This window comes from uncultured Microscilla sp., assembly GCF_947493425.1.
GTDB lineage: Bacteria > Bacteroidota > Bacteroidia > Cytophagales > Microscillaceae > Microscilla.
This window is the reverse complement of the sequence record NZ_CANLRP010000022.1, coordinates 41,703-56,728: the sequence shown is the minus strand read 5'-3', so window position 1 is coordinate 56,728 and position 15,026 is coordinate 41,703. Positions and strand designations below refer to the sequence as shown.

Genomic DNA, 15,026 nt, shown 5'->3' with positions numbered 1-15,026 from the left:
AAGATATGAATTTTACTATTTTTGTAAAACTCAATACTTACTATTTAAAATTATCTTCATTGATAAGAGAGTTTTAAAGATTCAACGCATTATATGGCAAAAAAACACAAACATGTTCTACACAAAGAAAACTATCTAGGAAATTTACAATTTGATTTACCTGCTGGCTTAGTAGTTTTTCTGGTAGCTATTCCTCTTTGTTTGGGCATAGCATTAGGTTCGCAACCCAAAGATGCAGGCTTAAGTTTCCCTATTTTCGCTGGTATTATTTCAGGTATTATTGGTGGCATCATTGTTCCCATTCTTAGTCAATCACAACTGAGTGTAAGTGGACCAGCTGCTGGGCTTACTGCGGTTGTGGCTGCTGGTGTATTTACTATTGGCTCATTTAATGGCTTTTTAGTAGCAGTATTTCTTGCCGGGCTTATTCAAATATTACTAGGTGTTTTACGTGCAGGTTTCATTGCTTATTATATTCCCTCCTCTGTCATTAAAGGAATGTTAGCAGCTATTGGCATCACACTTATTCTCAAAGAACTCCCCCACGCCATAGGTTACGACCCCAAACAATTTTCTCTTGCCTTTTATGACAACAGCCACGAAAACACATTTACTGCCATTTTACACGCTACTGAGCATGTAGAATGGGGAGCATTGATTATTACAGTTATTTCGCTCATTATTATGATTACCTGGGACTACAGTCGCTTAAAAGACTTTAGATGGTTGCCTAGTGCGCTTATTGTAGTAGTATTAGGAATCGTATTAAACGAAGTAGTATTAAATAGTGCCTTACCTGCATTGAAACTTAACAATACACATAGAGTAAGTTTGCCTACCGAAGGCATTCTGAGTGGCTTATCGTTTCCTAATTGGGATTATTTATTTAAAAAAGAAGTATGGATTATAGCAGTAACCATTGGGCTTATTGCCAGTGTTGAAACCCTTCTTACTGTAGAGGCGGTAGATAAATTAGACCCTTACAAAAGAAAATCGCCCTTAGATAGAGAGCTGATTGCACAGGGGTTGGGTAATACAATTGCTGGGTTGATTGGTGGTTTGCCTATTACATCTGTAATTGTACGGAGTTCAGCAAGCATCAATGCTGGAGGGCGTACCAAAATGGCTGCTTTTTTCCATGGTGTACTTTTGCTTATATCAGTGTTGTTTATCGCCCGTTACCTAAACCTGGTTCCATTGGCAAGTTTGGCAGCTATTTTATTAGTAGTAGGCTACAAGTTGGCAAAACCTTCGGTGTTTAAACTTATTTATAAAAAAGGGTGGGAACAATTTATCCCTTTCCTTATTACGATTGTGTCTATACTTCTGACCGATCTACTGGTAGGAGTCACCATTGGTATTGTGGTAGGACTGTTTTTTGTAATCCGCTCTAATTTTCACTCTTCTATTTCGGTTACCAAAGACGGCGATCATGTGTTGGTGCGTTTCAACAAAGATGCTTCTTTCCTGAACAAACCTTTGTTGTTAGATGCCCTCGAAAGTATAGAAGAAAATAGTCATGTAGTGATAGATGGTACCCGTGCCCAATATATGGATAGCGATATATCTGAACTACTGGATGAGTTTCAGCAAGAAGCCAAACTTAAAAACATTAAGGTTGAACTACGTAACGTCAACAAATTGATCCCTGTGTAGTCTTCATCAGTAAAACGTAAAAACCAAGCGACAGTCTTTGGGCAACCTGCCTGATATTGTCGCTTTTTTTATAGCATTTCTTTTAGTTTTTCTGTAAAAATATAGTCAAGAATTTGTTGAGTTTGGTTGGGGTAATCTTTATGTACTATAGGGGTGTGGGCTAACCAATCTTTGAGTGTTTCGCTAAAGTCCTTGTTTATTTTTCGTACTACTTTTATTCCTAAACGTCGCATTGCTTCAGCATTACACCATTGTTCATACTGCCCCAAAATAGGCAAAACCAATAGTTTTTTACCTAAGGTAATGGCCTCAGCGGGACCCTCAAAACCAGCTCCAGTAATCATTCCTGATCCACTGGCAAGGCTCTGCATGAATGCCTGCCCATCTATAGGCTGCAAAGTTACATTTTTGTGTATTTCTTTGTGAGTACAATGTTTAGAGAATAAGTCAAAGCGTGTATCGGTAACTTTGAGTAGGTGAGGGACTACTTGCTGGTGGTGGTAGTGCGACAAATAAATAGTATAATGGTTTTGTTGGTCAAAAGGAAGCGCGTATAATTCTTTACGCAAGATAGGCAGGAAAATATTCTGGTCGTACTTATCAAAGTGCAAGCCTACATAATGGCTTGCTGGGGCATAACGTTTCAATACTGCTTCACCTATCAGGTCAAAATGTTTAGGGCGTGGTACAGCCTTAGATTGAAACGATGCTTGATGCCCAAAACCCAGACAAGGCTTTTTTTTGAGACGGCAAGCCCAGGCAGTAATAGGTTCAAAGTCATTGAGTACTACATCATACTGTTCTATTGGAAACTGTCTCATTTCTTTGTATGCCCTGCTAAACTGTAACTCACGCAAGGTAGTCCAATAAGCAAGCCCTCCTTTTTTGGTATAGCTAAAAGTAATGCCTTTGCTTTTATACTTAATGTCATAAGGTATTTTTACCTGTGACTTGTTGCCGCTCAAAAACACATCAACTTCCCCATACTGTTGTAATAAAGGGATAAGTTCTATGGCTCGGCTTACATGCCCATTGCCTGTGCCCTGTACTGCGTACAAAATTTTCATTGGTTTTTGGCTTGCTTAATAACCATCAAACCTACAAAGCGTTTGCCTGAAACCCAAATATCACTTCTTTAAACCAGGTCTTATACAGTGTTATTACAGCAATTCCTTGGTTTGTACACAGTTAAAACTATTTAAACAAACACCGTTTCGTGAATTACTTTTTCTATGTGAAAATTTTCTTCTTTAGATTTTTTCTTTGTTTGCTTCTTATCCTTTTTGATTTGTGTTTCATCGTATTGATACAACTTCCAGGCACCATTGTTATATTCCAACGACGTCAGGTTTTCTATCCAGTCTCCACTATTCAAATACAATACCTCCCCTTGTTTTTGGGTGTTTTGCATTACTTTTATCTGTGGTTGATGAATGTGCCCACATATCAAATAGTCAAAGTTATTCTCAATGGCAAGGTCAGAAGCCACCTGCTCAAAGTCTTGAATATATTTGATGGCACTTTTTACGCTATTTTTGATCCGTTTGGAAAGCGACATCTTCTCTCTGCCCATTTTGGCAAGCACAAAATTAACTAAGCTATTGAGCATAATAAGTAAGTCGTAGCCAATGCCCCCTAAACGGGCTAACCATTTGGCATTTTTCATTGTCGCATCAAACACATCTCCGTGAAAAATCCAAGCTTTTTTATCATCTATAGTCAGCGACATTTTGTCTAACAAATGAAAGTTGCCAATGCTGGCATTAGAAAAACGGCGTAGCATTTCGTCGTGGTTTCCTGTGAGGTAATATACTTCGGTGCCATCCAACAACATATTGATGACTTGTTTGATTACGGCAAAGTGTGTTTTAGGCCAAAACCGTTTGTTAAACTGCCAAATGTCTATAATATCACCGTTGAGAATAAGCTTTTTAGGCTTGATGCTTTTTAGGTAGCGGGTAAGTTCTTTTGATTGGCAGCCATAGGTGCCTAGGTGTACATCAGAAATCACTACAATTTCTACATCTCTTTTGTTCATAATGTATGGAGTATGGAGTGTAGGTCAAATGTAGGATTTTTTTAAGACGAATTGGTTAGCGCAAGGTCAAGCTTATTTTATCGAAAAAGCAAGGATAGGAGCAAATACAATCTCACGGCAACTTTGCCTTAGCACTGACTTAATACTGGGGTAACTTTTTTAAAACTTCACCTTCCTATAAATGTCTTTGACTGTCAGATGGAGGTTTAATTGTGCAAGTGCAATAACATCTTCAGGTTGTTGATAGGTAGTATATTTCCAGAAGCCTTCTTGTCGCTCGTATGCCTCTACAAAGTACTTGTACTGGTCAATAAGTACATAATAACGCAAAGAAGGTATACGCATATAAGTGTTTTGTTTTTGGTCTTTGTCATACTGTCGGGTAGACTTAGACAAAACTTCTACCACCAAAGAAGGAGACGTAATCTTGTGATCTTGCCCATCGTCTAAGTCTTCTGAGGCACAAGTATATACCACATCTGGATATACATAGTGTGCATTAGGTAATATTTCTACTTTTATATCACCTATGAATGCCCTACAATCATCAGGCATGACATCATCTATTGCTCTTTGAGTATTAATAGAAATTTGATTATGATTGATTGTACCACCTGACATGGCAAATACTTCTCCATGATAATACTCATAACGTATACCATCGGTTTGTTCCAAATCAAGGTATTCTGAATAAGAATAATGTGTTTGTTGAGGTTTTGCTTGTCCCATAATATTTGCTTTTGTCAAATATACATAAAATTCTTCATAACATTTTACCCCCACGGCTAGTTTAGCAGACATTGTAAAATTGTATTTTTACCTAAAATTTATTCATTATTATGTTAGGAATATTTAAGAAAAAAACTGCCAAACAAAAACTGGAAGCCAAGTACCAAAAGTTGCTCAAAGAAGCTTATGACCTATCAACGACCAATCGTATGGCAAGCGATCAAAAACAGGCTGAAGCAGCAGAAGTACTTAAGCAGATAGAGGCAATGGAGTAGTAGGTGAGTGCAAGCTTTTTTGAAGAAAAAATAAAAATTGCTGTAACCTTCTGTATTTGCTGAAGTTACCCCTATCAAACGACTTAATAAAACAGGAGGTGCACTTGGATGCTATTTCAGACAATGGATTGATGCTTAAAGTAAAGGAGGGCGATGTAGACAAGTTAGGGTTGCTTTTTGAACGCTACAACAAAGCTTTATTTGGGTTTTTTTATAGAATGACCCAAAATACCAAAACCAGCGAAGACTTGGTACAAAATGTATTTTTACGCATACTCAAATATAAACACACTTTTACGGGTGAGGGCAAGTTTATTACTTGGATGTATCATTTGGCGCGTAATATCAATATAGATCATCATAAAAAACAAAGTCGTATGGGCTACAAAGATGATCTCAGCCAATGGGAAAACCAGCTACCTGAAGAAGTGAGCACTGAAGATAAATTGCACCAACAAGAAGATATTCGCATGCTAAATACTGCATTAGGGCGGCTTTCGCCTGAAAAACGTGAAATATTGATTTTGAGCCGTTACCAAGGACTTAAATACAAAGACATAGGTGTATTGATGGATTGCAGTGAAGGGGCAGTAAAAGTGCGGATTCATCGGGCTTTGAGCGACTTAAAGGACATTTATAAAAAGCTTGAAAAGAACCAACAACTATGAACAAAGAACACTATAAAATATTAATGACTGAGTACCTCAATGGTGATATTCAACCTGAGCAAGAAGCAGCACTTAAGGCATACCTGGAGCAAAATGAAACGGGTAAAAGCGAACTGTTTGAGCTAAAAGTACTCAATGATCAACTTGGGCAAGTACAAGTGCCTGAACCTAGTGAGCAAATGTCGGCAAACTTCTATACTATGCTAGAGACTCATAAACAGGAAGAAAAAAACAAGCATAGCTTGGGGGCAATGCTCAAAAACTGGTGGACAAATCTAAACTATCATCGTTTTGCTTATAACCTAAGTTATGGTATTGTAGGCATACTTGTAGGGGCATTGGGTATGTATTATTTCAGTCAGTCACCTAACAACTCTCAGAGCAAGGCCAATAAAAATATAGGGTCGCTTGCTGTGATTCAAAAGAAATTGAACAAGATGGAAGAAGATCAAAAAAGGTTGATTTCGTCTTTACTGGAAAAGAAATCTGCCAGCGAAAGGTTAAGAGCAGTAAACCTTACCAGTAACATTTCTGTGGTAGACAGTAAAATTACCAAGGCATTGCTCAAAACCCTCAATAGCGACCCTAATGTAAATGTGCGCTTGACTACTGTAGAGGTTTTGGGTCAATTTGCTGCTCGTCCAGAAGTACGCACTGGTTTGATCAAGTCTATTGCTAAGCAAGAGTCTCCTCTGGTACAAATAGCGTTAATTGATGTAATGGTTGAACTACAGGAAAAAAACTCTGTAAAGGCACTCAAAGACCTTCTTAAAAAACAAGACCTCAACGAGGCTGTGAAAGGCAAAGCAGAACAAGGCATTCAGATATTGCTCTAAACAAGATTTAGTCACTCAGGTAGTAAGTTTATCAGAGTGACTCACACCCCCTCAGTTTTTCTTCGATTCAGCTCTTTCTTTATCAATTCAAGCTCCCGATTGCTCTGTCCAGTAATGGCTGTATTCTCTTGTGCCCGCCTAAATAAATAGGGCATCACTTCTTTTACGTTACCGTAAGGCACATATTTAACTGCATTGAAACCTGCTTTTGCCAAATTGTAAGTAATGTGATCACTCATTCCATAAAGTTGCCCAAAAAAAACTCTAGGGTTACTAGGGGCTATGTTCATTTGCCGACAAAGCCGAACGATATGGTAACCACTGGATTCGTTATGAGTACCAGCAAACAGCGCAAGGTGCTCTATGTTTTCGAGACAAAAAGTGGCTGCATCATCAAACATTTGATCAGTAGTTGCTTTATCTGGGTTCAACAAGTTGGTATGCCCAGGTTTTTCTGCTTGTTGTTGTTCTTTTACTACATAAGCTCCCCGCACCAGTTTTACTCCTAACAAATAGTTGCCTTGTTTTGCCAATGCCAAAGAGTTTTTTAAAAAAGTAAACCCTCGCTGAAGGTACATTTGGTAAGTGTTATAAACCACCACCCTTCCTTGGTTGTATTGTGCCATCATTGCTTGAGCAAGCTCATCAATAGGGTCTTGTATCCAAGACTCTTCAGCATCAATGAGTATTTTTATATCATATTCGTACCCAGCAGCACAAATTGAGTCTACCCTGTCTTTGACCTTATGCCAGGCATATTGGTCAGTATCTGAAAGTTTTTCACCGTTATGAATTTTTGCTAGTAAATGAACTGAAGCAAGAGCACTTAGTTTAAATGCCGCAAAAGGCAGCGCATCTTGTGGAGCAGCAAATTTGATGTATCGAATTATTTCAGTAGTGGTTTTGTCATATTCATTGTCGTTGGCTTTACTTTCTACCGAATAGCCCAGCATAGTGTGTACCTTAGAGGCATAGAGTTTTTCGATAAATCTTTGACAATCCTGCAAAGTTTCTCCTCCACAAAAAACTTTATAAAGGCTACGTTTCACCATACCTCTCACTAACTTCAGGTGGAGGGTACGGTTAATAAAACGAGTGCCATTACGTACTAACCAAGGAGATTGCATGAGGACAAAGGCACGTTTCATTAGTTGGAGTTCTTGGGTGCTTTTAGAGGCAAAGGCAATGGCTGTATTATCAAATGAAAGGTGGTTAGTATACGCCTCATTTGTATTAGGATAAGTTGTCATAAGCTCGTGTGCTAGGTTTACAACAAAAATAATATTTTGAATGGGATTACCTATTTTAAAGAATGAAATCATTGTCTGGCAGCAACTTAAAAAATGCTTGAGTGTATATATAAGTTTATTGTCACAAGAGCAAAAAAGGAAATTTATGGACTATTATAAAGCATTGAGTATTAGCCCCAATGCTACACTAAAAGAAGTTGAGCAACAATACGATCGTTTGCTTGCAAGGCATGCAAACGAAGCCGAACGATTACAAGAAGTGAAAAAAGCCTATCAACTATGGCAAAAAGCTCAAGGTAAACCACCACAAAAACCAAAAAAAGACTACACAGCTTTCAAAGCCATATCATTTGCCTTGGGGGTGTTCGTTGCATTGGTTATACCAGTAGTATTAATGATGTATTTCGAGGATAGCAAATTTGCGGGAATGTATATAGGATATGCCATTATGATGGTGATGGGGGCAATATTGCAAGTAATAGTAGGTGCAATCAAATTTGGGTTAGAGCGTGACCCTAGCTCTAAACAAGCTGCTAGTCTACAAGATAAACTTAACCACCGTCGTAATATTTTGAGTGGTGTACTGACCCTGTTGTTGTTTGTGATTATATTTTTGTTAGCCCACTTTTTTGATGAAGACAAAGTAGCATTGGGTATTTTGATTGCTTCGGTTGTGCTACCGTTTATTCGTGCAATTTACCACATGTATAAAAATATCAAAGTATAGTTGTCAGGTAACAAAACTTGCTTTTGAGCAAACCCTGTAAAAAATAAACTATTTATAATCTACTGATTTTCAGTATAATGCTAGTATTTTGTGTTTAGCCAATAGCTGCCAACTATTGGCTAAACACTGTAGACTGTTGATAAGAGTAAACCCTCAATAAACTTGCTTTATTTCATTCAAATATCAAATGGTTATACAAATCCCAAAGGTTTGCTAACTTTGCAGCCAACATTACGCAAAACATAATCAGGTGGCTGACATCAAGGTATCACCCTTAACTAACACATAGAATACCAATGGCGAAGAAGTTTCCTTCCTACATACAATTAGACATGATGGATTGTGGTCCTTCATGTGTAAAAATCATTTCAGAACATTACGGCAAACGTTATTCGCTGCAATACCTCCGCGAACAAAGCTATATTACCCGTGAGGGAGTTTCTCTTTTGGGGATAAGCGATGCTGCTGAAGCAGTAGGCTTTCGTACTATTGGGGTAAAAACTACTTTTGAACAATTGGCTAATGAGGCTCCATTACCTTTTATTGCCCACTGGAACCAGCAACACTTTATAGTAGTACATAAAATTACCAAAAAAAAGGTACACGTGTCTGACCCCGCAGTAGGTTTGGTTACTTACGACCGTGAGCAGTTTATGAAACACTGGGCGAGTACCCGTGAGCAAGGCGAAGACAAAGGAGTAGCATTGTTGATGGAGCCAACCCCTGAGTTTTTTCAGCGGGAAAGTGACGAAAAGCTGAAAAAAACAAGTTGGAAGTTTTTGCTGGGCTATGTATTGCGTTATAAAAAATTTTTAGTACAACTATTTTTGGGGTTGTTGCTAGGGAGTTTACTTAGTATGATTTTCCCCTTCCTTACCCAATCGGTAGTAGATATTGGAATCAACACTCGTGACCTCAACTTTATTTATATTGTATTGCTGGGGCAGTTTATGCTCTTTTTCAGCCAAACTGCTGTAGACTTTATAAGGCGGTGGATTTTACTCCACCTCAGTACGCGTATCAACATCTCGCTCATTTCTGATTTTCTGATCAAACTCATGAAATTGCCCATTGGTTTTTTTGATACCAAAATGATTGGCGACCTTTTGCAGCGGATAAATGACCACCACCGGATTGAACGATTTTTAAGTACCTCTACCCTTACTATATTATTTTCTTTTTTTAACCTGATCGTTTTCGGGTTTGTGCTTGCATACTACAATCTTTATATTTTTCTAATCTTTTTAATAGGTAGTATTTTATATATTGGTTGGGTGTTGGCATTTTTGAATATACGTAAAAAGCTTGACTATAAGCGTTTTCAGGAAATGTCACGCAACCAAAGTAGTTTGATCCACCTTATCAATGGTATGCAAGAGATTAAACTAAACAATTGCGAAAAGCAAAAGAGGTGGGAATGGGAACGTATCCAGGCAAAAATGTTTAAGATCAATGTAAAGAGTGTAACTCTGGAGCAAACCCAGCAAGCAGGTAGCTTATTTATTAACCAAAGTAAAAACATCTTGATTACTTTTTTTGCAGCTTATGCGGTGGTCAATGGAACAATGACCCTGGGAATGATGCTTGCTGTGCAGTCAATTATTGGTCAACTAGATGGCCCCATTACCCAAATGATAAGCTTTGTGTATGAGATGCAAGATGCCAAAATAAGCTTGGAACGCTTGGGAGAAATACATGAAAAAGAAGAGGAAGAAAGCAGCGAGGGAGATCAGGTAACTATATTGCCTGAGGGTAAAAATCTTCATTTAGATAATATTACTTTTCAGTATGAAGGTCCCCACTCACCTAAAGTAATAGATGGTGTAACTTTGACTATTCCTGAGGGTAAAATTACGGCAATTGTAGGTACCAGTGGCAGTGGTAAAACTACCTTGCTTAAGTTATTGCTTAAGTTTTATCCTGTGACTGAAGGTGAAATAAAACTGGAAGGCATTCAACTCAATAACCTGAGCGGGCGTTTATGGCGCGAACGCTGTGGAACAGTTATGCAGGATGGGTTTATTTTTTCTGATACTATTGCCCGCAATATTGCGGTAAGCGACGAAATCATAGATCAACAAAGGTTGCGGCACGCGGTGCAAGTAGCCAATATCCAAGAGTTTGTAGAAGATTTGCCACTGGGGTATAATACCAAGATAGGGCAAGATGGCATAGGGGTAAGCGGAGGACAAAAACAACGGGTTTTGATTGCCCGTGCGGTTTACAAAAACCCTGAGTTTTTATTCTTTGACGAAGCTACCTCAGCATTGGATGCCAACAATGAACGCATTATTATGGAAAACCTGGACGAGTTTTTTAAAGGTAAAACTGCCGTAGTGATTGCCCACCGTTTGAGCACTGTAAAAAATGCAGACCAAATCATTGTACTCGAAAAAGGAAAACTGGTAGAGCAAGGCACGCACAAAGAGCTGACCGCTAAAAAAGGTATCTACTATAACCTGGTGAAGAACCAGTTGGAACTGGGTGGGTAATCTTTATAACATCTTATAAACAAAACTAAAAACCCCTCTCGGTTGAGCAATGAATAGAGAAGGGTTTTTAGCGAATTAAGTACAACAGTGAGTTGCTTGATGTAGCCTTAAAACTTATCAAACAACTTTGCAAACTGATTAAAAATGCGTTCAATCAGACGGAGGTCTTTGGTGATAATATCGGCTTGTCCTTGCATTTCTGCCTTGAACTCCAGGTCTTTTTTATAACTCGTTTTCAATCCGTTGGGCAGGCTTACATTGATAGTATACATAGACCCTTTTTGTGGATCAGCGCTTGCTTGCGCTATCAACGATATACGTTCTATCTTACCCTCTACCATACCAAACTCATCGGCAGGGTAGTTGGCAAAGCGAATGTTTACCACTTGTCCTACTTTCACTTTACCCGACCCGTTTACTGGCATATTAATCTTGCCAATCAAGTTCTTATTTTGTGGAATTACTGCCATCACCGTTTGTTCAGGCTTTACAAACTGATTATCGCTCCAGTAAGACAAAAAGGAGACTTTGCCTTCTACAGGAGTAGTAAGCATGTAACGTTGTAGCCAAATATTTACTTGGCTACGTAAGGTTTGAAAAGCGTTGTTAGTAGCCAATAAATAAGTCCTTTCCTGCTCGCGAAAAGTAAGCGTAAGCTCTCCAATGTTGTTTTGTAATTCATTAATCCTAATTCGATTATTAATGATACTGGCTTCACCATTTTTCAAGGCTCTACGTTGTTGCAACAAGCTGGCTTTAGTTTTGTCAAACTCAAGCCTTGCCATTAATTTTTCTTCGGCAAGGGTGGAGTCTGCCTTGTATTGGTTATTGAATATTTTGAATTCTTTGCCTAAAATCCTTTGTTGAGAAAGCAGGTTTTGGTTGAGTTTCTTATATTGTACAATTTGTGATTGTAGGTTTTGGATTTGGTTTTCAGGTTTCGACAACTCATAAAAAAGTAATAACTCTCTAAAAGTTTTAGCAAACGATTCATAGGCTCCTTGCAACTCTCCCAATTTAAGGTTTTGTTGGCTTATTACCTTGTCAAAAGCCAGTAAGTCTTGGGTGCTTCTTTGGCGGTTGTTTAATATTTTTTGAAACCTGGTAATTTGTTTTTTCAATACTTGATAGTCTTCAAAAACTGTGGGGTTTTGAATATACCCCAATACCTCTTGAGGCTTTACATTTTGCCCATCTTTTACCATCAACTTTAATGCGCCTGAACTACGCGCCAGAATGCGTTGGGGAGGGGTTTTGGTAGTAACCATAATGCTGGACTGGATAATATCGGGATATTTCATAAACCACGATACTGCCAGCAATACCATAAAAGTGAAAAATACTATAGTAATGCCCCAGCGAATGATCCAATGAGGAATATAGCTAAGGATCTCTTGTACTTCATCGCTCCTTAACTCTAAGTCGGGAATCTCTTCTTCTTTTTGGGTAGGTGTATGAGTAGAAACTATAGTGCCTTTAGGTGTACTATGAGTATTGTTTGATGTCTCTTGTGCTTCTGGCATTGTGAGTAGTTAATGTTTTGACGAGCAAAAATACAAAAAAATGGGAGGATTATTTGGTTATTATCAGCTGTTATTTTGTGGGTTTGCCCAAACCAAAGATCATTGCCGTGTTGAAACACTCAAATCCTGTTTTAAATTACTAACTTGCACGTTTGATAATTGCTTGATTAAAAACAGATAAAATAATGCTGAGAAAACCTGCGCCTACAACGTCTACTGCAAGAGTAGCCTTACGCTTTGGCGTAATTACAGGGCTACTCCTGAATTTGTATAACACACTCTTACTTTTTTTGTGGTTCAACGCTCCCTGGGACGTAAAAATGATGGGATACGTTATTTTAGCTGGGGGTATTGTATATGCTATGCGTGAGTTTAGGGCTTACAACAAAAAGGGCATGAACCTGATTCAAGGCTTAGGACTGGGTACTATGCTATCGGCTGTAGCAAGCTTGGTGTATGGGTTGGTCAATATGGTCATTATAGCGTTGTTTGCTCCAGCAAGCGCCCAATCAGGGGCAGTGTCTATCTTATTTATAAACACCATTGTTGTTACAGTAATTATAGGAGTGATTATATCATTGGTGGCGTCACTTTTTTATAAGACAGATAATACTGTCAGCTAATACCACAGCGCATGTTTATAGTCAAAAGTAAGCCTGAGCAATATTAAAGCGAATACTTATTCTGAAAACGTTGCTTAAATTTATAACTTTGTTTGTCAAACAAAACAAAAGCCAATAGTAGTGTCTAAAACAAACCTGGATATTTCGGTAGTAGTACCTCTGTTAGATGAAGAAGAATCTTTACCAGAGTTGTGTGCCTGGATTGAGCGAGTGATGCACGCTAACAAGTTTAGTTATGAAGTGATCATGGTAGACGATGGTAGTCGTGATAAGTCGTGGCAGATTATAGAAAAACTTGCTGCCCAAAACCATTGTCTGAAGGGCATTCGTTTAAACCGCAATTATGGTAAATCGGCAGCTTTGAATACTGGCTTCAAAGAGGTACAAGGGCAAGTCGTAATTACTATGGATGCCGATTTGCAGGATAGTCCCGATGAGATTCCTGGGTTGTACAAGATGATTGTTGAAGATAAATATGATATGGTGTCAGGTTGGAAGAAAAAACGTTATGATCCCATGACCAAAACAATTCCTACCAAGGTGTACAATGCGTTTACCCGTTGGTTTTCGGGCATTAAGCTGCATGACTTTAACTGTGGCTTGAAAGCTTATGACTATCAGGTAGTAAAAAGCATAGAAGTATACGGTGAAATGCATCGTTACATTCCTGTAATAGCTAAATCGGCAGGGTTCAAAGAGATTGGGGAAAAAGTAGTACAGCATCAGGCACGTAAATATGGTAATACTAAATTTGGAGGCATCAAGCGTTTTATTCGTGGACCACTCGACTTACTGTCTATTACTTTTGTTACTCGTTTTCGAAAGCGCCCTATGCACTTTTTTGGAGCCTTTGGCATTATCTTTTTTTTAGTAGGTTTTGCCAGTGCTGCCTGGCTTATTTTAGACCAATTTATTGCCACCTACTTTGGCACCAAAATGGGCTCACTGGTTACCAACCGCCCATTGTTTTACTTATCATTAGTAACCATTATTATTGGAGTACAATTGTTTTTGGCGGGTTTTCTGGGCGAAATGATGGTAGTTAACTCTCCTCAAACCCACGAATATATAGTAGCCGAAAAGTTGGGGATTAATCATAGCAAAACGATAGCCTCTGATATAACAAAAACCGACTCCAACACTTAAGAACCTATGAAATATTCAATCATTGTTCCGGTATACAATCGCCCTGATGAGGTACAAGAGTTGCTGAATAGTCTCACTCACCAAACCTACAAAAACTTTGAAGTGATTATTGTAGAAGATGGTTCTACCAATAAATGTGATGAAGCGGTAGCACAGTTTGTTGGCATTCTGGATATACATTATCATTTCAAACAAAATGAAGGGCAAGGCTTTGCCCGTAATTATGGTTATGAGTACGCCACGGGCGATTACTTTATTGTGTTTGATTCTGATTGTCTGATCCCAGAGAAATACCTGGAAATAGTCCATCACCGTCTTTCTGAAAGTTTTCTCGATGCCTTTGGAGGCCCTGATAAAGCAGCCGACTCGTTCACCAATGTGCAAAAAGCTATTAGTTACTCTATGACCTCGCCCATGAGCACAGGAGGTATACGTGGCAGTAAAAAACGCTTAGGGGGAACCTTTCATCCACGAAGTTTTAATATGGGCATATCGCGCGAGGTATACGAAAAAACCAAAGGCTACATTTTACCCCGGATGGGTGAAGACATAGAGTTTAGCATTCGTATCATTAAAAATGGGTTTACTACAGGGCTTATTCCTGAAGCCCATGTATACCACAAAAGACGCACTAACTTTAAACAGTTTTATAAACAGCTTCATTTTTTTGGGCGTGCCCGTATCAATATTAACCGCTATCATAAAGGGCAAATCAAACTGGTACACCTATTTCCAGCAATGTTTACATTGGCAGCACTGTTATTACCGGTTATGCCATTTATTAACTCCAACTTATCGCTTCTTCAGGCGTCAGGGTTTGCATTGTATTCACTTATTGTGTTTTCAGATGCAGCTACCAAAGAACAAAATACAGTAGTAGCTGCCTTGAGCGTAGTGGCAGTATGGACTCAACTGTTGGCGTATGGTATAGGCTTTATTACAGAAGCTTTTATGGTTCGCCCCAAAATAAAGCCTAAGCAATAACCCAAAGGTGTAAGTTGATGGGCTGATTGAGTGATGAATCCTTACAATTTAAGAGAGAGTTTCATACATCTTCCCAAAA

Annotated in this window: 14 protein-coding genes; 9 read left to right on the top strand and 5 right to left on the bottom strand. The window is 38.6% G+C overall.

What is annotated here, in order from left to right; translation table 11 throughout:
• Positions 1-93 precede the first annotated feature (93 nt).
• Positions 94-1,656: a SulP family inorganic anion transporter gene (locus tag Q0954_RS08635; RefSeq protein ID WP_299455912.1), complete on the top strand. Its 1,563-nt coding sequence runs from the start codon at positions 94-96 to the stop codon at positions 1,654-1,656.
• A gap of 68 nt (positions 1,657-1,724) precedes the next feature.
• Here the strand turns inward: Q0954_RS08635 and Q0954_RS08630 are convergent, their stop codons facing one another.
• The 3 genes from Q0954_RS08630 to Q0954_RS08620 form a co-directional block, all read right to left on the bottom strand.
• Entirely contained in the window at positions 1,725-2,723 is a 999-nt protein-coding gene (locus Q0954_RS08630; protein ID WP_299455911.1) for a glycosyltransferase family protein, read from the bottom strand.
• Between the two features lie 131 nt (positions 2,724-2,854).
• Positions 2,855-3,694, bottom strand: a complete 840-nt coding sequence (locus Q0954_RS08625; protein WP_299455910.1) for a UDP-2,3-diacylglucosamine diphosphatase — start codon at positions 3,692-3,694, stop codon at positions 2,855-2,857.
• Positions 3,695-3,853: 159 nt separating this feature from the next.
• Complete coding sequence (locus tag Q0954_RS08620; RefSeq protein ID WP_299455908.1) at positions 3,854-4,495, bottom strand: Uma2 family endonuclease; 642 nt, start codon at positions 4,493-4,495, stop codon at positions 3,854-3,856.
• Positions 4,496-4,533: 38 nt separating this feature from the next.
• Here Q0954_RS08620 and Q0954_RS08615 point away from each other — a divergent pair, with 38 nt between their 5' ends.
• The 3 genes from Q0954_RS08615 (at position 4,534) to Q0954_RS08605 (ending at position 6,202) form a co-directional block, all read left to right on the top strand.
• Positions 4,534-4,698, top strand: a complete 165-nt coding sequence (locus Q0954_RS08615) for a Lacal_2735 family protein (protein ID WP_002694999.1) — start codon at positions 4,534-4,536, stop codon at positions 4,696-4,698.
• A 98-nt stretch (positions 4,699-4,796) separates the two neighbouring features.
• The gene (locus Q0954_RS08610) at positions 4,797-5,366 is read left to right on the top strand and encodes an RNA polymerase sigma factor (RefSeq protein ID WP_299455927.1); all 570 of its coding nucleotides are present in this window, start codon (positions 4,797-4,799) and stop codon (positions 5,364-5,366) included.
• Entirely contained in the window at positions 5,363-6,202 is an 840-nt protein-coding gene (locus Q0954_RS08605) for a HEAT repeat domain-containing protein (protein WP_299455905.1), read from the top strand. Before Q0954_RS08610 ends, Q0954_RS08605 begins: the two co-directional genes overlap by 4 nt.
• 41 nt (positions 6,203-6,243) lie before the next feature.
• Here the strand turns inward: Q0954_RS08605 and Q0954_RS08600 are convergent, their stop codons facing one another.
• On the bottom strand, positions 6,244-7,452 hold the full coding sequence (locus Q0954_RS08600; RefSeq protein ID WP_299455903.1) for a proline dehydrogenase family protein: 1,209 nt from the start codon (positions 7,450-7,452) through the stop codon (positions 6,244-6,246).
• Between the two features lie 145 nt (positions 7,453-7,597).
• Here Q0954_RS08600 and Q0954_RS08595 point away from each other — a divergent pair, with 145 nt between their 5' ends.
• On the top strand, positions 7,598-8,179 hold the full coding sequence (locus Q0954_RS08595) for a hypothetical protein (RefSeq protein ID WP_299455901.1): 582 nt from the start codon (positions 7,598-7,600) through the stop codon (positions 8,177-8,179).
• A gap of 296 nt (positions 8,180-8,475) precedes the next feature.
• Positions 8,476-10,671: a peptidase domain-containing ABC transporter gene (locus Q0954_RS08590; protein WP_299455899.1), complete on the top strand. Its 2,196-nt coding sequence runs from the start codon at positions 8,476-8,478 to the stop codon at positions 10,669-10,671.
• 107 nt (positions 10,672-10,778) lie between these two features.
• On the opposite strand, the gene Q0954_RS08585 is transcribed toward Q0954_RS08590, so the two are convergent.
• A complete protein-coding gene (locus Q0954_RS08585; RefSeq protein ID WP_299455897.1) occupies positions 10,779-12,194 on the bottom strand; it encodes an HlyD family efflux transporter periplasmic adaptor subunit in 1,416 nt (471 codons plus the stop codon).
• Between the two features lie 185 nt (positions 12,195-12,379).
• On the opposite strand from Q0954_RS08585, the gene Q0954_RS08580 reads away from it, so the two are divergent.
• The 3 genes from Q0954_RS08580 to Q0954_RS08570 all read left to right on the top strand — a co-directional run bounded on the left by Q0954_RS08580 (position 12,380) and on the right by Q0954_RS08570 (position 14,947).
• A complete protein-coding gene (locus Q0954_RS08580) occupies positions 12,380-12,817 on the top strand; it encodes a DUF4199 domain-containing protein (protein WP_299455895.1) in 438 nt (145 codons plus the stop codon).
• Between the two features lie 120 nt (positions 12,818-12,937).
• Positions 12,938-13,963, top strand: a complete 1,026-nt coding sequence (locus Q0954_RS08575) for a glycosyltransferase family 2 protein (protein WP_299455893.1) — start codon at positions 12,938-12,940, stop codon at positions 13,961-13,963.
• A 6-nt stretch (positions 13,964-13,969) separates the two neighbouring features.
• On the top strand, positions 13,970-14,947 hold the full coding sequence (locus Q0954_RS08570; RefSeq protein ID WP_299455891.1) for a glycosyltransferase: 978 nt from the start codon (positions 13,970-13,972) through the stop codon (positions 14,945-14,947).
• Positions 14,948-15,026: the final 79 nt, after the last annotated feature.